This window comes from Streptomyces sulfonofaciens (assembly GCF_014656295.1).
GTDB lineage: Bacteria > Actinomycetota > Actinomycetes > Streptomycetales > Streptomycetaceae > Streptomyces > Streptomyces sulfonofaciens.
This window is the reverse complement of the sequence record NZ_BNCD01000036.1, coordinates 24,018-41,942: the sequence shown is the minus strand read 5'-3', so window position 1 is coordinate 41,942 and position 17,925 is coordinate 24,018. Positions and strand designations below refer to the sequence as shown.

Here is a 17,925-nt window from a genome sequence, read left to right as displayed (position 1 = left end):
GGCCCTGCGCCGACTCCTCGACGACATCCCCGCCGAGCACCCCCTCACCGCAGTCATCCACACCGCGGGCGTACTCGGCGACGGCACCGTGCTGACGCTCACCGCGGACCGCATCGACGCCGTGGCGCGCGCCAAGTCCGACGCCGCCTGGAACCTGCACAGGACCACCGCAGAACTCGGGCTGCCGCTCACGGCCTTCGTGCTCTTCTCGTCCGCCGCGGCCACCTTCGGCACCGCGGGCCAGGCCGGGTACGCGGCCGCCAACGCCTACCTGGACGCACTCGCCCACCTGCGGCGGGCCGAGGGGCTGCCGGGGGTCTCCGTGGCCTGGGGCCTGTGGGCGGGCGCGGACGGCATGGCGGGCACCCTGGAGGACACCGACCGGGCCAGGCTGGCCCGTGCCGGGCTCGCGCCGCTCGCCCCGGCCGAGGGCCTGGCAGCCTTCGACGCCGCCCTGGGGGCCGGCCGCGCCGCGGTGCTCGCGGCCCGGCTCGCCATGCCCCAGCTCCAGGCACAGGCCGCGGCGGGCACCCTGTCCGCGTTCCTGAGCGGCCTGGTGCGCACCCCGGCCGGACGGCCCCCCGCGGGCGGCCCCGCGGACCTGGCAGAGCTGCGCCGCAGGCTGGCAGGCCGGCCCGAGCACGAACAGCACAAGCTGCTGCTGGAGTTCGTCCGCGGCCAGGTCGCGGACGTCCTCGGGCACCGCTCCCCGGAGCGCATCGACGCCGACCGGGGCTTCCTCGACATGGGATTCGACTCGCTCACCTCGATCGAGCTGCGCAACAGGCTCACCGCCGCCACCGGCCTGCGCCTGCCGTCGACCCTCGTCTTCAACTACCCGGCGCCCGCCGCGCTCGCCGAGTTCCTCCAGACCAGACTCGACCCCCGGCAGGCGGCGGGGCCCGATCCGGTGTTCATGGCGATGGACGGCCTGGAGTCCGTCCTCGGGGCGGTCACGCCCGACATGCGCACCAGGATCGTGACCCGGATGCAGAACTTCCTGCTCAGGCTGGGCGAGAACCAGGAAGCGGCGGCGGACGGCGCGGGGGGGCCGGCGGTGGCGAAGGACATCGAGTCGGCGACCGACGACGAGGTCTTCGACTTCATCGACAAAGAGCTTGGCATTTCCTGAACTGAGGAGTCGACCATGTCAACCGAGCAGGCCATCGACGGGTACCCGGTGACCCGGCAGTGCCCCTTCCACCCGCCCGCCGAACTCACCGGCATCCGAGAGGAGTCGCCCGTCACCCGGATGACCTATCCGGACGGCACGATCGGCTGGCTCGTCACCGGGTACGCACTGGGCCGGGAGGTCTTCGGCAGCCCCGCCTTCAGCTCCCGGCACGACCTGCGGAGCTTCCCGGTGCCGATGCCGCTGCCGCCTGGCAAGGCCGTGCCCGGCATGTTCATCGGCATGGACCCGCCGGACCACACCCGCTACCGCAGGCCGCTGAGCAAGGCGTTCACGGTGCGCCGGGTGCGGGACCTGGAGCCGCGGATCGAGCGGGTGGTCGACGAGTGCCTGGACGCCATGGAGGCGAAGGGGGGACCGGTCGACCTCATGCAGGAGTTCGCCGTGCCGGTCCCGGTGCGGGTCATCTCCGAACTGCTGGGCGCGGCCCCGGACGTCGCGGAGGAGCTCAAGAAGCTGCGCGTCGACGTCCTGGACCCCGACGCCCCCAGGGAGCGGGCGGCGGCCGCGAGCAGGGCGACCAGCGAGTTGATGCTCGCGCTGGTGCGCAGCAAGCGCACCGCCCCCGGCGACGACCTGCTCAGCGCGCTCGTCGAGGACGGCGAGCTGACCGACGCGGAACTCGCCGGGATGATGATGCTGATGCTCATCGCCGGGCACGAGACCACGGCCCAACTGTTCGGCCTCAGCGCCTACCTGGTGCTGGAGCGCGAGCCGCTGCGCAAGGCCGTCGTGGACGGCCCGGTCACCGACGCGACGGCCAACGAGTTCCTGCGGTACCTGTCCGTCGCGCCGTTCATCGTGCGGGTCGCGCTCAAGGACACCGAGGTGGGCGGGGCGAGGATCGCCGCGGGCGAGTCGGTCACCATCTCCCTTACCGCCGCCAACCGCGACCCGGAGCGCTTCGCCGACCCGGACACGTTCGAGGTGGAGGGCCCCGACAGCACCAGCCTGGCCTTCGGCCACGGCCTGCACCAGTGCATCGGCCAGAACCTCGCCCGCACCGAGCTGCGCATCGGACTGCCGGCCCTGCTGCGCAGGTTCCCGGCCCTGCGCCTCGCGGCGCCCCGCGAGGAGATCAGAACCCGCGACGCCATGCACGTCTACGGCGTCCACAGGCTGCCGGTGACCTGGTGACCTGGTGACCTGCTGACCTGGTGAGACCTGGTGACCTGCGGGGCCTGTGAGCCGGTGACCGGGGTGCGGTGCCGCTGACCGCCGCCCGGCCGTGCGCCCCACGGCCGCGACGGCCGCCGGGGGCGCCAGGGTCCCCGCGGCCACCGCGCCGTCAGGTCCCCGCGCCCGCCCGCGAGCCCGCCTCCGCGGACGGCGGCCCACCGGCGGCCGCGTCACCGGCGGCCGCGGGGACCGGCACCCGCACGGTGAGCCTGAAGCCCCGTCCGCCGCGCGCGGCGGGACCGGTCGTGACGGTGCCGTGCGCCGCCGCCACCCGCTCGGCGAGCCCCGCGAGACCGTTGCCGTCACCGTCCCGCTCCAGGGGGCCGGGGCCACGGCCGTCGTCGACGACGTCCAGGCGCGCCGAGCGCGCGTCGCCCCGCACGGTGATCTCGCACCGGCTCGCCGACGCATGCCGTATCACGTTGGTGACCCCCTCGCGCACCGCCCAGCCGAAGAGCTGGTCGATCTCACCGGGCAGCGGGGCACCGGGCGGCCGCAGCACCGCGGCCACCTCGGCCGCGGCCAGCGCGGAGCGCGCGTCGTCCAACTCCTCGACGAGACTGCGCTGGCGGTAACCGGTGACCGCGTCCCTGACCTCCACCAGGGACTGCCGGGCGACCGACTCCACATCGGCGATCTCCCGGGCGGCGGCGGGCAGGTCGGCCTCGGCCAGCCGCCCGGCCAGCTCGCTCTTGACGACGATCAGGGACAGGCTGTGGCCCACCAGGTCGTGCAGGTCGCGGGCGATGCGCAGGCGCTCCTCCACCGCCGCGAGCCGTGCCACCTCGCCCTGCGCGTCGTGCAGCCTGCGCACCAGCACCCGGCTCCTGCGCAGCCCCAGCATCGTCATGCTGAGCCCGAAGACGGTCAGCGCGGTGCCCAGCGTCTCCTGGGTGACGTTGCCGCGCGCCATGCTCTGCACCGCGGCCAGCACCACGCTCGCGGCGATGCCCCGTGCGACGTGCTGCAACGGCAGGACGAACGCCAGGGTGACGGCGCAGTAGACCTGGAGGCAGGTCCACTCGACGTCGCGGCGCAGCAGCGGCATCAGCACCGTCAGGACCGTGATCACCACCGTGCACAGCCAGGTGGTCCTGGTGGGCGCGGCGCTGTCCGCACTGCTCATGGTGGTCGCGACCCACAGGAACGCGGTGCCGAACGCGGCGAGGGCGGCCAGCGACAGCACCCGCGGCACGCCGGTGTCGGAGCCGATGATGTCCGTCGCGGGCAGCAGCAGCCAGAGCAGGGCCACCCAGGGCAGCCAGCGCCGGGAACGCGGCACCGCGCCGCCCTCCCGGGCCGCCGCGTCACGGGCGGTGCCCTCGTGGGCCGGCGCGGGTGCGGGGGCGTCAGTCACGGCCTCACCGTAGTCCCCGAGGCCCGCCGGGCGCGTCCCACGCCGTCCCGGCGGCCGCGGGCGGCGGCCCGCACGGGGCCGCCGGGCGGCCCTGCTGCCGCCATGACCAGCTTTGATGGTGCGTTGTCCAAACTTTAGTGCGCCCTGGTGGACTCGTGCACGGCCGATCGTGGGCCACGGGCGGCGACCACGGGGCGACCCGGTCCTGCCGCCGGGCGCCCGGTCGAGGCGCCCGATGTCAGGAGGCAACGCGCCACCATGAGCTTCCCGGCGTCTGTGCCGACGCCGCGCCGACGTGCGGTCGGCGCCCCGGCGGGACGGGGGAGAGGACGTGCTGATGAGTGACCCCGGCCCGGTGGTCGTGCTGGGCGGCTCGGGCTTCATCGGACGGTACGTCTGCGCCGCGTTCGCCGCGTCGGGCCGGCGGGTGGTGGCCGTCTCCCGCAGTCCGGTGCCCGAGCAGCCGCACGTCCACTGGGTCCCGATGGACCTCGGTACGCAGACGGAGCGGCTGGCCGAGCTGCTGGCGGCGGAGCGCCCCGGGGTGCTCGTCAACGCCATGGGCGCGGTCTGGACGGCCAGCGAGCGCGTGATGCTCGACGTGAACGCCACGATGGCCGGCCAGATCGTCGGCATCGTCGCCGCGCTGGCGCACCGCCCGCGCCTCGTCCACCTCGGCACCGTCTACGAGTACGCGCCCACCCCCGTCGGCGGCGTCATCGACGCCAGCACGCCGCAGTACCCGCGCGGTGTGTACGGCTGGACGAAGCTCATCGGCAGCAGGGCCGTGCTGGCGGCGACCGCGGAGGGCCGGATCGACGGAGTGGTGCTCCGGCTGGCCACCGTCATCGGGCCAGGTGCGCCGCGCGACAGCCTGGTGGGCGGCGTGGCGGACCGGCTGGCGCTGATGCGTGCCGCCGGGGGCTCCGGAACGCTGACGTTCGGCGCCCTCGTCGGCGAGGTGGACTTCCTCGACGTGCGCGACGCGGCCGCGGCGGTGGTGGCCGCCGCGGACCGTCCGGTGACCGGTGAGGTCGTCAACATCGGGCGCGGCCGGGCGGTCGGGGTGCGCCGGCTGGTCGAGATGCTCATCGCCGTCAGCGGTCTGCCCGTGGTCGTCGAGGAGACGGACCGGCGCGGGGCGGCCCGCAGCCGCCACTCCGGCACCGACTGGCTCCAGGTGGACATCGTGGCGGCCGGGCAGCGGCTCGGCTGGCGCCCGCGGGTGAGCCTGCCCGAATCGCTGCGTGCCCTCTGGGAGGAGCGCACCGCCTCCGTGCCCGCACCCGCCTCCGCACCCGCCCCCGCGTCGGCCCCCAAACCCGCACAGGTCCCGCGGCCCGCCCCCGCGTCCGCGCACTCGCCGGGGCCGGTGCAGGGGCCCGCACCCGAGCCGGCACCGGGGCACCGGACCCCGCCCGCGCCCGCCGAACCGCACAGCACCCGCCCCCCGCGGTCACCGCGATGACCCCGCGGGGGGCCGCGGCCCGTGGCACCGCCACGGCCGACCCGGACCGCCGCACCCTCGCACCCGCCGCACCGCCCGCTCCCAGCCAGCCCTGGTCACAACGCCGTCACAACGCCGAACAGGACGAGATCATGCGAACAGTCGAAATCGTGAGTGGAGCCGACAAGGACACCATTCTCGACAGCGTCCGCACCTACCACCAGCAGTTCGAGCAGAAGCCCTTCATCCCCGGCAGCACGCCGATCCTCGTCTCCGGGGCGGTGCTGAACGAGGACGACCGGGTGGCGCTCGTCGAGGCCGCCCTCGACCTGCGGATCGCGGCGGGCACCTTCGCCAGGAGGTTCGAGTCCGCGTTCGGGAAGGCCGTCGGCGTCCGCAAGGTGCACCTGACGAACTCCGGCTCGTCGGCGAACCTGCTCGCGCTGACCGCGCTGACCTCGCCGCTCCTGGAGGACCGGCGGCTGCGGCCCGGCGACGAGGTCATCACGGTCGCCGCCGGCTTCCCCACCACCGTCAACCCGATCCTGCAGAACGGCCTGGTGCCGGTCTTCGTCGACATCGACCTGACCACCCACAACACCACCCTCGACCGGATCGAGGCGGCCATCGGCCCGAAGACCAGGGCCGTCATGATCGCGCACGCCCTCGGCAACCCCTATCCGATCGCCGAGGTCAGACAGCTCTGCGACGAGCACGAGCTGTTCCTCGTCGAGGACAACTGCGACGCGGTCGGCACCACGTACCAGGGCAGGAACACCGGCACCTTCGGCGACCTGGCCACCGTCAGCTTCTACCCGGCGCACCACATCACGATGGGCGAGGGCGGCTGTGTGATGACGGACAACGTGGTGCTCGCGAGGATCGTCGAGTCACTGCGCGACTGGGGCCGCGACTGCTGGTGCGAGCCGGGCGAGGACGACCGGTGCCACCTGCGCTTCCAGCAGAGCATGGGCACGCTGCCCCAAGGCTACGACCACAAGTACATCTTCTCGCACGTCGGCTACAACCTGAAGGCGACGGACAGCCAGGCCGCCCTGGGCCTGAGCCAGTTGAAGCGGCTGCCCGAGTTCACCGCCACGCGCAGGCACAACTGGCGGCGGCTGCGGGACGGCCTGGCGGGCACCGAGGGCCTGATGCTGCCGGAGCCGGCGCCCGGCTCCGACCCGAGCTGGTTCGGCTTCCCGATCACCGTCGGGCAGGACGCTCCGTTCAGCCGTCGCGACCTCGTCAACTTCCTCGAACTGCGAAGGATCGGCACCCGGCTGCTGTTCGCCGGGAACCTCACCCGGCACCCCGCCTATGCGGACCGCGAGTACCGCGTGGCCGGCGACCTCAAGAACAGTGACATCGTCACCGAGCGCACCTTCTGGGTCGGCGTGTATCCCGGAATAACCGACGAGATGACCGATTACGTCGTGTCTTCCATTCGTGAATTCGTCAAGGGGGCCGCGGGCTGAGGGCCCACCGGCACGGCGGGGTCGTGCGGGTGGGCCGTGCGGGTGGGTTCCGACACGGGCCGGGGACGGCGCTAAGGTGGTCATCCGCCTGTCCGTTCCCGGCCTTCCGCACGCCGCCGACCTGCTGGGACACGCTCTGCACAGGCGCTCGCCGCCGGCCGCGCGCCCCCGCGGGCGCCCTCTGACAAATGTCATAGCCGACCTATGACTCGCCGCACTAACGCTCCGTCGCGCACGGCTGGATAGTGGAGATCAGAAACACCGCGCCTGGATCGGTGTCCCGGCCGTCACCGCCGTGCTGAGAATACCCAGGAGCCCCAGGCCGGCAAGGACGGACAAGGCAGAAAAGCAGAGGGAAGAGATGAACAACGTCACCACCAGGTTCCTCATTGGTCTGATCGCCGGTGTCCTCCTCCTCGTCCTGGGGATCGTGCGCAGCAGCTTCCCCATGGAGGCCGTCGGCGGACTCCTCATCGTCGTGTGCGGCGCCCGGATGCTGATGCTGTCCCGGAAGTCGGGCTGATGGGCGGGGATGTCGAATTCGCTCGTCGGACGAAGGAGTACGACCGCATGACACCCGAGCGCCCCCAACCGCCGGGCACCCCCGGGCAGCAGACCGGCGGCCCCGAGCGGCCCAGCCTGAAGAAGCTGCTCATCAGTTGCCTCATCAACCTGATCGTCCCCATCGGCGGCTACTTCGTGGTCCGCCCGCAGGTGTCCGGCGACACCCTCGCCCTGGGCATCGTGCTGGCGATCCCGGTCCTGCGGACCCTGTGGGTGGCCATCGCCAAGCGCCGTATGGACCCCGTCGGCGTACTGGCCGTGGTCGGCTTCGGCGCGGCGGTGCTGCTCTCGCTCTTCATGGGAGGCGACTCCCTGCCCATCAAGTTCAACGAAGCCATGATCACCGGTGTACTCGGCCTGGCCTGCCTCGTCTCGGTGGCCTTCAAGAAGCCGCTGCACCTGATGCTGGTCAACGCCGGAGGCAAGCAGCAACAGCAGCAGATCCCGCCGGAGGCGGTGCGCACCTCGCTGATCATCACCACCCTGATCGGCATCACCTGCCTGGCGCACGCCGCGGTGCACGTGGTCTTCGCCCTCACCATGTCCACCGGAGACTTCCTGATCTGGTCGCGCACCGTCGGCTGGGCCGTCATCCTGCTGGGCGGCGGCGTGGTCTACTGGTACGTGCACGGCAAGCAGAAGTCCCCCGCGGCCTCCGAGCCCCGGGAAGCCGGTGGGGCAGGAGCCGCGACACACGGCGGCTGACCGCCCCGCCCGCCCGGCCCGCGCCCCCCGCGACCGTGCGCACCCGCCCCCGGTCCCGGAAGCGGTGGCCGGGACCCGCGCCGCCCCCCACGACCGTCTGGACTCGCCGACATGATTCGCGTACTGCTCGCCGAGGACCAGGCCATGCTGCGCGGCGCCCTCGCCACACTGCTCGGCCTTCAGGAGGACATCGAGATCGTGGGGGAGGCCGCCAACGGCGAAGAGGCCCTGGCCGTCGCGGTGAAGAACCGTCCGGACGTCGCCCTGCTCGACATCGAGATGCCCGGCAAGGACGGCATCGCCACCGCCGCAGAGCTGGCCGAGGTGCTCCCCGAGTGCCGGGTTGTCATCCTGACCACCTTCGGCCGGCCGCAGTACCTGCGCCGCGCGATGGAGGCAGGGGCCTCGGCCTTCCTGGTCAAGGACTCCCCGGCGCAGGAACTGGCGGCCGCCATCCGCAAGGTCCTGGCCGGCGAGCGGGTCGTCGACCCGGCTCTGGCCGCCGCCGCCCTGAGCGCGGGCCCCAGCCCGCTCTCGCCCCGCGAGCACGACGCCCTGATCGCCGCCTCGCACTGCTCCACCGTCGCCGACATCGCCGCCCGGCTGCACCTGACCGAAGGCACCGTGCGGAACTACCTCTCCGCCGCCATCCGCAAGACGGGGGCCCGCAACCGCATCGAAGCAGTCCAGATCGCGGAACGGCGCGGCTGGCTGTAACTCCCGTCAGGGGGCCGGTCCTTGAGCCGGCGCCCGCCCACCGCGGTCGGCCCCGCCACCGCCCCGGACCGCCCCCTACCTTCTCCTCCCCCGGTAGGGGGCGCACTCCCATCCCCCTGCATGCGGGGGCGGCGCCCCAACGCCGCCCCCGCCTTCGGTTTTCCCCACCCCCGTACCCTGCCGAGCCGGCCCGCGCGGACCACCCCTACCGGCAGCGTGAGCGGTCCCGGAGCGGCCCCCAGCAGCGGCACCGAGCCGCGGACGCACGCGAAGCCCCTGCTCCATAGGGGTTGAGGGGCCGGGAGTTAGGGGGCCTCCAGGGGTTTCCCCACACCATCGCGGCTTTTTACGATCCGCATGCCGCCCGGTTCACGACGGCGTTCGCCGCCGGCCGACGGCACTCGGGGGGTTGCCGCATGACGCGGAGGGGATTGCGGTTCCAGAACGAAGGGACGGCGATGATGTCGGCACGGAACAGGGAGGAAGACCGGTGGATACGCTGTTTTCATATCCGCCAGGAGAGCGATGTAAGGCTCTTCTGCTTTCCGCACGCGGGGGGATCGGCGAGCTACTACTTCCCGTACTCGAAGGAGCTGGCACCGGGGGTTGAACTGTCCGCGGTGCAGTACCCGGGCAGGCAGGACCGGCGGCTCGAACCGCTCGTCGACGACATCGCCGAGCTTGCCGACCGGGTCCACGAGGCGCTGCGGGGGACGCTCGCCGACGGGGACGGGCGCCCGTTCGCGTTCCTCGGGCACAGCATGGGGGCGGTCGTGGCGTTCGAGGTGGCGCAGCGGCTGAAGCAGCGGGACGGCACCGTGCCGGCGCACCTGTTCGCGTCGGGGCGCCGTGCGCCCTCGCGCCGCCGGGATCTCGCCGACGCCGTCCACAAGCGCGACGACGCCGGTGTCGTCAGGGAACTGCGCACGGTCGGCGCCACCGATCCGCGCTTCCTCGGCGATCCCGAACTGCTCGCGGCCATCCTGCCGGTGACGCGCAACGACTACCGCGCGATCGAGACCTACGCCTGGACGGCGGGTCCCGCGCTGGACTGCCCGATCACCGCACTCGTCGGCGACCGCGACCCGCAGACCACGACCGACGAGGCATCGGCCTGGGCCGAGCACACCACGGGGGAATTCGACCTGCGGGTCTTCCCGGGAGGCCACTTCTTCCTCGACGCGCACCGCGCCGAGGTGGCCGAGCTGATTTCAGGGGCCCTGACGGGGGAGCCCCGTACCTCTTCACTCAAGGGAAGCGCAGCGTGAGATACGAGATTCTGGGGCCCCTGCGGGTACGGGACGGCGACGAGTGCACCTCGATCTCCGCGCGGAAGATCGAGACGGTCCTCGCCGTGCTGCTGATCCGTTCCGACCAGGTGGTGGCGCCCGACCAGCTCATGACCGAGATATGGGCGGACTGCCCGCCGCGCCGGGCGAGCGCGGGACTGCACGTGTACATCTCACAGGTGCGCAAGTTCCTGGCCCGGCCCGGCCAGGACCGGAACCCGGTCGTCACCCAGCCGCCCGGCTACCTGCTGCGCAAGGGGCGCGACGAGATCGACTTCCACGAGTTCCTGCAGCTCATGAACCAGGGCCGCACCCATATGAAGGAGCGCCACTACGAGGCCGCCTCCCGCTGCCTGGAGCGGGCGCTCGGCCTCTGGTACGGCCCGGTCCTGGGCGACCTGCGGAACGGCCCGATCATCGACGGCTTCGTCACCTGGATGATGGAGTCGCGCATGGAGTGCCAGGAGATGCTGGGCGACGCCCACCTCCAGCTCGGTCGGCACCGTGAACTCGTCGGCCGCCTCTACCCGCTGACGGCGGAGAACCCGCTGCGCGAGTCGTTCTACCGGCAACTGATGCTGGCCCTGTACCGCTCGGAGCGGCAGGCCGACGCGCTGAAGGTGTACCAGTGCGCGCGCAGCATCCTCAACGACGAGCTGGGCCTCGAACCCTGCCGTGCACTGCGCGACCTGCACCAGGCCATCCTCGTCGACGACGACCAACTGGAGTTGCGCGCGTCCTAGTAGTGCTAGGTCAGGTCTTGTTGTCGGTGGCGTGTCCGGTTGAGGGGAGTGTCGTTAGCCGGGTGTGCCACCTGAGGAGTTGGACGAGGTCCGGTGCCGCCTGGAGGACTTCGCGGCGGACGTGTTCGAGTCGTTCGGGTGGGCGGATCAGTGTCGGTGGGGTGGGGGGTATCCGCGCCGTCTGCTGATGGACGGGCAGCGCTGGGCCGTGTCCAGTGAGTCGGCAGGATCCCCTTGCCTGCCTTCCAGGCCGGCGCTGTGAACAACGGGCTCGCTCACGAGGAAAGCGCCTTCATCAACTTTCGACGCCACGTCCCGGATCCGGGAGAGCACGGATTTCGGTGGGCTGACGTCGAACAGCCCCGCTTCTCTGCGGAGTCGGTGGCCCGATGGAGGGCTGGTTGCCGCACCGATCGGGCACGAGCGGTTCCGGGACTCGGTCCGATCGCGTTCGCGGGTGACCGCAGGCCGGACGAGGGACTCACTGGCGTATGTTCCTGCCCAAGAGCTGGGACCCCTCCGCGTCGCAGGCTGATTCCGTCAAGGTGGCCCGCCGGGAACGGTGCGGCATCCCGCCGGGCGTGGGCCATGTCGGAAAGTGGCAACCGGCCCTGAACATGATCCAGAAGAGTCGGTCCCGGGGTGTCGATGTCCCCCTGGCCGTCGCCGGGGGAGGCTACGGAGACACCCCAGCCTTCCGGCCGGGATTGCGAAAAGTTTCGAACGGGATGTAGAAATTCTTTCGACGAGAGTATTGACGATCCCTCTTCGGCACCTCAATCATCTCTGTCTGAGAAGCCGACCATAGTTCGAGGATTCGAACGACATCGGCCCGGGGCAATCGGTACTGCACGGCAGATCCACGCACCACAGCACCTGCGCCACTCCGTTTCGTTCCGGTGAGGTTCGCACCAGCGCATCCTGGCTCTTCGCACAAGGGGAGAGGTACGCGATGCCGCGTGGCGGTCCCCCGGCTGAGCCGCGATGGAGTACCCCCATGTCTGTGTCGAAACACGGCCGCCGCCGTACGCCGCCCGACGGCCGACCGGGTGCGGCTCGTGCCGGTTGAGACCGTCCCGGTCCCATGGCCGCGGTGTCCGCTGATTCCGTGCTGCCCGGGCTTCGGCCCACCCCGTCCGTCTGCCGAGTGGGAGCGGACGATGCAATCCCTTGCGCTTCGGTCCTTTCGTGATTCCTACCTTGGAGGCAAGTCATGGGCTCGTATGCCCTTCTCAGACCCACGACCCGGCGGAAGGCCCGCGGCCTGCTGCTGACGTCGTTCGTCGCCCTCGGTGCGGTCGCCGCACTGGTCACGCCGCCGAGAGCACAGGCCGCCGAGAGCACGCTCGGCGCCGCAGCGGCGCAGAGCGGCCGTTACTTCGGCACCGCCATCGCCTCGGGCAGGCTGAGCGACTCGGCGTACACGTCAATCGCGGCCCGCGAGTTCAACATGGTGACGGCCGAGAACGAGATGAAGATCGACGCCACCGAGCCCAACCGGGGTCAGTTCAACTTCTCCGCCGGTGACCGCGTCTACAACTGGGCGGTGCAGAACGGAAAGCAGGTGCGCGGCCACACACTGGCCTGGCACTCCCAGCAGCCCGGCTGGATGCAGAGCCTCAGCGGCAGCACGCTGCGCCAGGCGATGATCGACCACATCAACGGCGTCATGTCCCACTACAAGGGCAAGATCGCCCAGTGGGACGTCGTGAACGAGGCCTTCGCCGACGGCAGTTCGGGAGGCCGGCGCGACTCCAACCTGCAGCGCACCGGCAATGACTGGATCGAGGTCGCCTTCCGCACCGCGCGCTCCGCCGACCCGAACGCCAAGCTCTGCTACAACGACTACAACATCGAGAACTGGACCTGGGCCAAGACCCAGGGCGTGTACGCCATGGTCAAGGACTTCAAGCAGCGCGGCGTACCCATCGACTGCGTCGGCTTCCAGTCGCACTTCAACAGCGGCAGCCCCTACAACAGCAACTTCCGCACCACCCTGCAGAGCTTCGCCGACCTCGGCGTCGACGTGGCCATCACCGAACTCGACATCCAGGGTGCCTCGCCCACCACCTACGCCAACGTGACCAACGACTGCCTGGCCGTCTCGCGCTGCCTGGGCATCACCGTCTGGGGTGTGCGCGACAGCGACTCCTGGCGGTCACAGGACACGCCGCTGCTGTTCAACAACGACGGCAGCAAGAAGCCTGCCTACACCGCCGTCCTCGACGCGCTCAACGGCGGCTCCACCACCACGCCCCCCGGGGATTCCGGAGGGATCAGGGGCGCCGGTTCAGGCCGCTGCCTGGACGTGCCGAACTCCAGTACCACCGACGGCACCCAGGTCCAACTGTGGGACTGCAACGGCGGCACCAACCAGCAGTGGGAGCAGACCTCCGACGGCGAACTCAGGGTCTACGGCAACAAGTGCCTGGACGCCGCCGGAACGGGCAACGGCACCAAAGTCCAGATCTACGGCTGCTGGGGCGGCGACAACCAGAAATGGCGCCTCAACTCCGACGGATCCATCGTCGGCGTCCAGTCCGGCCTCTGCCTCGACGCCGTCGGAAACGGCACCGCCAATGGCACCCTGATCCAGCTCTACTCCTGCTCGAACGGCAGCAACCAACGCTGGACCCTCACCTGATCGGACCTGCCGCAAACGAAGGGGGGCATCGATGAGGGCTCACGGTGAGGCTCCTCCCGCCCCTCCTCGAAGACAACGTTGATCGTCCAGGGTCGCCGCCGTGGTGGCGGCCCTGGCGGTCGGCATGCTCGCCGCGGTGCATCCGGCACCCGCCGAGGCGGCGACGTCGGACACCAATGCCTGGTTCCTCCTGGTCAATCGCAACAGCGGCAAGGCTCTCGGCGTGCCGGCCGGAAGTCCCCGTACCGGGTGTACGTGGGCTTTCGGCCGGTGCGGCGAGTGGAGCCCACGGTCCGAGGAGTGCGGGGGAGCGTGCCGGGTGTCGCGGCGGGGCGAACGCTGCCTGCCGCACTGCCCACGCGCCGCGTCCCGTCCGGCCCCCGACCGCTCCGGCCGGGGCCCGGGCCGTATCGGCCCCGGCCCGGGCCCAGCTCCCCGGCCGGAGCGGTGAGCCCGTCGTCCTGCCGGCCCTCAGGCGGACGGGCGGCCTCTGCGGCGTTGCAGCCTGAGCAGCAGGTTGATCACCGCGCTCTGGAGGTTGCGCAGGTCGCGGTCCCTCATCAGCGAGGCCACCGTCCACAACTGGGTTTCCCGGGTGTGGTCGGGCGAGCCGTGCACGTCGTCGTACTCGACCAGGTCGAGACGGCGGACGTGCTCCTTGAGCAGGCTGATGTCCGCGGCGGGGATGATCTCGTCGCGCCCGCTGGCCACGTAGTGCACCGGGATGTCCAGTGCGGCCAGTTGCTCACCCGTCAGCGCCCGGTCCGCGAGCGCGCCGCCGGTCAGCTCGGCGGCCGGGATTGCGGTGAGGTGCGCGAGCGTGTCGACGGTGATCCGAGGCAGACCCGCGGCCCAGCCGGTGTCGGTGAAGAACGGGCCGACGGGCGCGCCGACCGTGATGACGTCCCGGATGCGCGGGTCGTCCAGCGCGCAGCGCAGCGCCATGTGGCCGCTGAAGCTCAGCGCGATGGTGTGGGTGCGCGTGACGTCCGCACGGTCCGCGAGCGCGTCCAGCAGGTCGGCGAGCATCCGGTGGCTGTCGGCCCCGTAGCGCAGGGTGTTCTCGCCGACCCCGGGCATCTCGGTGACGACGCCGGCCATACCGAGCCGCCGTACGTTGGTGAGGATCGGCGCCCACTGCTCCTTGACGGTGACGATGCCGCCCATCACGATCAGCAGCGGCTTCCGGTCGGTGCCGGACAGACCGCTGGTCCAGCACCGCACCCGGCCGCCCCCCAGCTCCAGCTCCAGCGGCTCGATGCCGCGGCCGGAGCGCCAGCGGTCGAGGGCGGCGACACCGCGGGCGCCGGCCTCCGCACGGGCCCGCCCGTCCGGGTACGGGAAGCGGGCCAGGGCGTAGCGGCGGGCCGCCTCCAGGTGCCGGCCGCGCCGCTCCTGCTCCTCGGCGGCCCGGCACCACTCGGCCACCCAGGACCCGGGCGCGTCGGACTCGTCGGTGCGGACGCGGTCCAGCACGTCCTGGTACCCGGTGATGCGCTGGCCCCGGGCGTGCACCCGGACGTACTCCTTCAGCTCGGCGAGGTCGTTCACCGGGCGGCCCCCTCCGGCTCGGCGGCCGCCTGCGACGCCGAGCCGGCGGACCCGGCCCCCGCGGCCCCCGTGACCGCTGTGGCTCCCGCCGGCTCCACGGCCGCCCGGAACCCCTCCAGGCCGTCCCTGATCCCGGCGAGTACGTCCGCGGCCTCCGCGCCGTCGATGACCCGGTGGTCGAAGGTGAGGTTGAGCCGCATCACCGGTGCCACCACCACCTCGCCGTCCCGCGCCACGGGCCGGTCCGCGGTCCTGCCGAGGCCCAGGGTGACGGTGGCGCCGCCGACCGAGTGGAAGCCGTCGACCGGGCGGTGGCCCAGCGAGGTCACCGCGAAGGTGCCCATGGTGTCGGCGCGCCGGGTGAGCGAGCGGGACGCCTGGCGGTACGCCAGCGAGCCCAGCAGCCACGGGAGCTTCTGCAGCAGCCGGGCCCCGGCGAACTCCGGCATGACGGCGGGGTCGCCGGTGCGCAGGCCGTCGATGCGGGCCTGGATGTCGTCCAGCGATGCCTGTTCCAGCTCCCTGAGCACGGTGGAGAGCACGATGCGCTCGCCGTTGACCGTCCTGTCCAGGGTGATCTTGCCGTTGGCGTGCGGATAGGCCGCCACCCTGGCCCTGACGCGGCCGCGGATCGCGGAGTTCGCCCGCGGATGCGCAGCCAGCACACGGGCCGCGGTGTGCAGGACGTACGTCAGCGTGGAGTAGCGCGGGCCGTCGTCGCGGGCGGCCGCCCTGTGCTCCCGCACCCGTGTCATGTCGACGTCCGTGTCCAGGAAGACCGGTGCGAAGGAGCGGATGCCGTCCAGGAAGTGCAGGGTGTGGCGGCGCTCGCGGGCGATCGGCCGCTGGGCGGGGGCGGCGCTCACTCGGCCACCGCCAGGGCGTGGATGTCCTTCAGGCTGCCGGCCTCCAGGACGTCCGCGAGCGGCAGGCTGCGCCCGGTGCGGCGCTCCAGGAGCGTCAGCAGGGACAGCAGGTGCACCGAGTCCCAGCCCGGCACCTGGTCGAGGCTGAGGCCGGTGTCCTCGGCCGTGACCGGCAGTCCCATGTCCTCGCGCAGCAGCGCGACGAAGTCGTCAGTGGTGATCACGAGGTGCTCTCCCCGAAGCTCGCGGTCAGGTGGATGTGGTCCGGCGGTGCGGCGATGCCGGCCAGGTCGTGCCGGAAGACGGCCGTACCGTCCTCGGCGCGGGCGTCCGGGGCCTGGGCGAAGCCGCCGCGCGGGTAGAAGTCCTTGACCTTGTGGTTCTTCGGCGTGGGCCGGTAGCTGCCGAGGACCTCGGTGGCGCCCGTGTCCCGGGCGTGCCGCAGCACGGCCGCCAGGCACGCCTGCTCGATGCCGCGTGAGAAGACCCGGCAGCTCAGCAGGAAGTTGTCGATGTGCAGCGCCTTCCCCGCGCGGTGCCCCAGCACCGCGCCGACCAGGCCGTTGTCGCCGAAGCGGTCCGAGGAGCGGATGGCCAGGGCGAGCCCGCCGCGGTCTGCCGCGAGGGCGCGCACGTCCGCCGGTGTCAGGCGCCGGGTGGTGAGGTTGAACTGGTTGGTGCGCTGGGTGAGCTGGGCGACGCGGGCCACGTCGGCCTCGGCCACCGCCGCGAGCGCCACCCGTACGTCGAGTTGGCGCAGGTAGTCGTCGAGCGAGTCGAAGCTGTCCAGGAAGTCCTTGCGGACCAGCTCGTCGCGGTACTTCGCCACCCGGCTGCGGTCCTCGGCCGTCAGCTCCCGGGTGTCGAACCAGCCGTCGGCGAGGAGCGCGTCGATGTGCCGTGCGGGCTCCTGGCCGACCTGCACCACCGCCACGTCCGGCAGCGCGTGCCTGACGAGGCCGCACTCGTAGGGGCTGTCGTCGACGAAGACGAAGCTGTCGATGCCCAGGTTGAGCGCTTCGGCCAGCTCGGCGAGGTTGTCGTGCTTGGGACGCCAGTTGGCGGTGATCCGCACGAGGTCGTCCTCGCGCAGGGTCATGCCCGGGTGGTCGCGGAAGACCTCGCCGACCGGTTCGATGTCGTTCTTGCTCACCGCGGCGAGCAGCACGCCCTGTGAGCCGAGCTGCTTGACCACCTGCTGGAAGGCGGTGAAGGCGGCGCCGCGGTAGCCGTCGGCGACCTCGATGCCCTCCGCCCCGTCGTCGCCGAGCACGCCGCCCCACAGCGTCCCGTCCAGGTCGACGGCGAGGGTCTTCCTGGTGCGCCCGGTGAGGTGCCTGGCCAGGTGGCCGACCTCACGGGCGTAGCGGGCCAGCAGGCCGGGCGCCAGGTGCGCCTTGGCGTACAGGCTCAGCCGCGTGTCGACGGCCTCGATGCCCTCGGCGAGGAGCGGGTCGAGGTCGATCGTGACGAGGCCGGGGTGCGCGTCGGCGAGCCGCAGCAGACGGGCGTTGAACTCCCGCCAGAGGGCCCCGAGCCGGGCCCGGGAGCGGTGGTCGACGAGCTGGGCGGTGAAGCGGTGCGGCAGCGGCAGGGTGTTGAGTACCAGCGTGCCGCGGCTGGCGGCCTCGAAGCGGGCGACGAGGCCCGCCACGATCGCGTACTTCTCGGCGGCGACCCGTTCGACGTCCTCCGGCCGCCAGGGCACCGGCACCTCGTCGAAGACCGCCATCGGGTCCAGCACGCACAGGACGAGGTCGGGCTCCGCCCCGTACAGATCGCTCCGCGCGTCCGAGAGGTCGAAGACGTAGGAGTCGAAGTCGGACACGGCGATGCGGGCCAGCAGTCCGTGCCGGGCGAGTTCGGCGGTGAGCGGCGCGGTGAGCTGCGAGAGCGTGCCGTGCCCGGTGACCGCCACGGTGACCTGCGGCACGGCCGGGTGGGCCGCGCGGACCTCGTCGGGGTCCAGCCTGCTCAGCAGTTGGCCGGCGGTGAGCAGCTCGGGCCCGCCGAGCGGGGCGAGCAGGGCGCGCACCTTCGGGTACTGCGCGAGGAGCTGTCCGGCGCGGTGCAGGTCGGCCACGGAGCGGGGCTCCGCGGGGGCGGTGGCCGCCGGGGCGGTGGCCGCCGGGGCGGTGGCCACCGGGACGGTCGCTGCGGTGCCGTCCGCGGTGTCGGGGGTCGTCGGCATCT

At 72.1% G+C, this 17,925-nt stretch carries 15 protein-coding genes and 1 pseudogene; 11 read left to right on the top strand and 5 right to left on the bottom strand.

All coding sequences use genetic code 11. From position 1 onward, the window contains the following. Together IE313_RS33120 and IE313_RS33115 are read left to right on the top strand one after the other, a co-directional pair. On the top strand, nucleotides 1-1,132 hold a 1,132-nt coding region (locus IE313_RS33120; protein ID WP_189938837.1), incomplete at its 5' end, for a beta-ketoacyl reductase. A 15-nt stretch (nucleotides 1,133-1,147) separates the two neighbouring features. Next, entirely contained in the window at nucleotides 1,148-2,329 is a 1,182-nt protein-coding gene (locus IE313_RS33115) for a cytochrome P450 (RefSeq protein ID WP_189938836.1), read from the top strand. A gap of 151 nt (nucleotides 2,330-2,480) precedes the next feature. On the opposite strand, the gene IE313_RS33110 is transcribed toward IE313_RS33115, so the two are convergent. Then, entirely contained in the window at nucleotides 2,481-3,728 is a 1,248-nt protein-coding gene (locus tag IE313_RS33110; protein WP_189938835.1) for a sensor histidine kinase, read from the bottom strand. A 337-nt stretch (nucleotides 3,729-4,065) separates the two neighbouring features. Between IE313_RS33110 and IE313_RS33105 the strand changes: the two genes are divergently transcribed. The 9 genes and pseudogenes from IE313_RS33105 to IE313_RS33065 all read left to right on the top strand — a co-directional run bounded on the left by IE313_RS33105 (nucleotide 4,066) and on the right by IE313_RS33065 (nucleotide 13,315). Then, nucleotides 4,066-5,196: an NAD-dependent epimerase/dehydratase family protein gene (locus IE313_RS33105; protein WP_189938833.1), complete on the top strand. Its 1,131-nt coding sequence runs from the start codon at nucleotides 4,066-4,068 to the stop codon at nucleotides 5,194-5,196. Nucleotides 5,197-5,327: 131 nt separating this feature from the next. Further along, nucleotides 5,328-6,653, top strand: a complete 1,326-nt coding sequence (gene rfbH, locus IE313_RS33100) for a lipopolysaccharide biosynthesis protein RfbH (RefSeq protein WP_189938831.1) — start codon at nucleotides 5,328-5,330, stop codon at nucleotides 6,651-6,653. A gap of 361 nt (nucleotides 6,654-7,014) precedes the next feature. Then, nucleotides 7,015-7,176 (top strand): hypothetical protein, encoded by a 162-nt coding sequence (locus tag IE313_RS33095; RefSeq protein ID WP_189938830.1) that lies wholly within the window; start codon nucleotides 7,015-7,017, stop codon nucleotides 7,174-7,176. Nucleotides 7,177-7,223: 47 nt separating this feature from the next. Next, a complete protein-coding gene (locus tag IE313_RS33090; protein WP_189938829.1) occupies nucleotides 7,224-7,922 on the top strand; it encodes a VC0807 family protein in 699 nt (232 codons plus the stop codon). A 111-nt stretch (nucleotides 7,923-8,033) separates the two neighbouring features. Then, nucleotides 8,034-8,639: a response regulator transcription factor gene (locus tag IE313_RS33085; RefSeq protein WP_189938828.1), complete on the top strand. Its 606-nt coding sequence runs from the start codon at nucleotides 8,034-8,036 to the stop codon at nucleotides 8,637-8,639. Nucleotides 8,640-9,097: 458 nt separating this feature from the next. Further along, nucleotides 9,098-9,907, top strand: coding sequence for a thioesterase II family protein (locus IE313_RS33080; protein WP_308439247.1), 810 nt, complete (start codon nucleotides 9,098-9,100; stop codon nucleotides 9,905-9,907). After that, entirely contained in the window at nucleotides 9,904-10,671 is a 768-nt protein-coding gene (locus IE313_RS33075) for an AfsR/SARP family transcriptional regulator (RefSeq protein ID WP_189938827.1), read from the top strand. The genes IE313_RS33080 and IE313_RS33075 overlap by 4 nt, the downstream gene beginning before the upstream one ends. A gap of 485 nt (nucleotides 10,672-11,156) precedes the next feature. Continuing rightward, nucleotides 11,157-11,387 (top strand): annotated as a pseudogene (locus IE313_RS33070) (transposase); the annotation flags it as partial. 497 nt (nucleotides 11,388-11,884) lie between these two features. Next, nucleotides 11,885-13,315, top strand: a complete 1,431-nt coding sequence (locus IE313_RS33065; protein ID WP_189938825.1) for an endo-1,4-beta-xylanase — start codon at nucleotides 11,885-11,887, stop codon at nucleotides 13,313-13,315. Between the two features lie 471 nt (nucleotides 13,316-13,786). On the opposite strand, the gene IE313_RS33060 is transcribed toward IE313_RS33065, so the two are convergent. The 4 genes from IE313_RS33060 to IE313_RS33045 are packed head-to-tail and all read right to left on the bottom strand — an operon-like array spanning nucleotide 13,787 to nucleotide 17,923. Then, nucleotides 13,787-14,866, bottom strand: a complete 1,080-nt coding sequence (locus tag IE313_RS33060) for an alpha/beta hydrolase (protein WP_189938823.1) — start codon at nucleotides 14,864-14,866, stop codon at nucleotides 13,787-13,789. After that, on the bottom strand, nucleotides 14,863-15,732 hold the full coding sequence (locus IE313_RS33055) for a 2-oxo acid dehydrogenase subunit E2 (RefSeq protein WP_229925156.1): 870 nt from the start codon (nucleotides 15,730-15,732) through the stop codon (nucleotides 14,863-14,865). The genes IE313_RS33060 and IE313_RS33055 overlap by 4 nt, the downstream gene beginning before the upstream one ends. Then, on the bottom strand, nucleotides 15,729-15,956 hold the full coding sequence (locus IE313_RS33050) for a phosphopantetheine-binding protein (protein ID WP_189938820.1): 228 nt from the start codon (nucleotides 15,954-15,956) through the stop codon (nucleotides 15,729-15,731). Before IE313_RS33050 ends, IE313_RS33055 begins: the two co-directional genes overlap by 4 nt. Then, a complete protein-coding gene (locus IE313_RS33045) occupies nucleotides 15,953-17,923 on the bottom strand; it encodes an HAD-IIIC family phosphatase (RefSeq protein WP_189938818.1) in 1,971 nt (656 codons plus the stop codon). The genes IE313_RS33050 and IE313_RS33045 overlap by 4 nt, the downstream gene beginning before the upstream one ends. Between the last annotated feature and the right edge of the window lie 2 nt (nucleotides 17,924-17,925).

Coding starts and splice junctions, on each gene's coding strand:
- IE313_RS33090 (WP_189938829.1), top strand. CDS start 7,224: ATGACACCCGAGCGCCCCCAACCGCCGGGCACCCCCGGGCAGCAGACC.
- IE313_RS33065 (WP_189938825.1), top strand. CDS start 11,885: ATGGGCTCGTATGCCCTTCTCAGACCCACGACCCGGCGGAAGGCCCGC.
- rfbH (WP_189938831.1), top strand. CDS start 5,328: ATGCGAACAGTCGAAATCGTGAGTGGAGCCGACAAGGACACCATTCTC.
- IE313_RS33105 (WP_189938833.1), top strand. CDS start 4,066: ATGAGTGACCCCGGCCCGGTGGTCGTGCTGGGCGGCTCGGGCTTCATC.
- IE313_RS33045 (WP_189938818.1), bottom strand. CDS start 17,923: ATGCCGACGACCCCCGACACCGCGGACGGCACCGCAGCGACCGTCCCG.
- IE313_RS33085 (WP_189938828.1), top strand. CDS start 8,034: ATGATTCGCGTACTGCTCGCCGAGGACCAGGCCATGCTGCGCGGCGCC.
- IE313_RS33080 (WP_308439247.1), top strand. CDS start 9,098: ATGATGTCGGCACGGAACAGGGAGGAAGACCGGTGGATACGCTGTTTT.
- IE313_RS33095 (WP_189938830.1), top strand. CDS start 7,015: ATGAACAACGTCACCACCAGGTTCCTCATTGGTCTGATCGCCGGTGTC.
- IE313_RS33115 (WP_189938836.1), top strand. CDS start 1,148: ATGTCAACCGAGCAGGCCATCGACGGGTACCCGGTGACCCGGCAGTGC.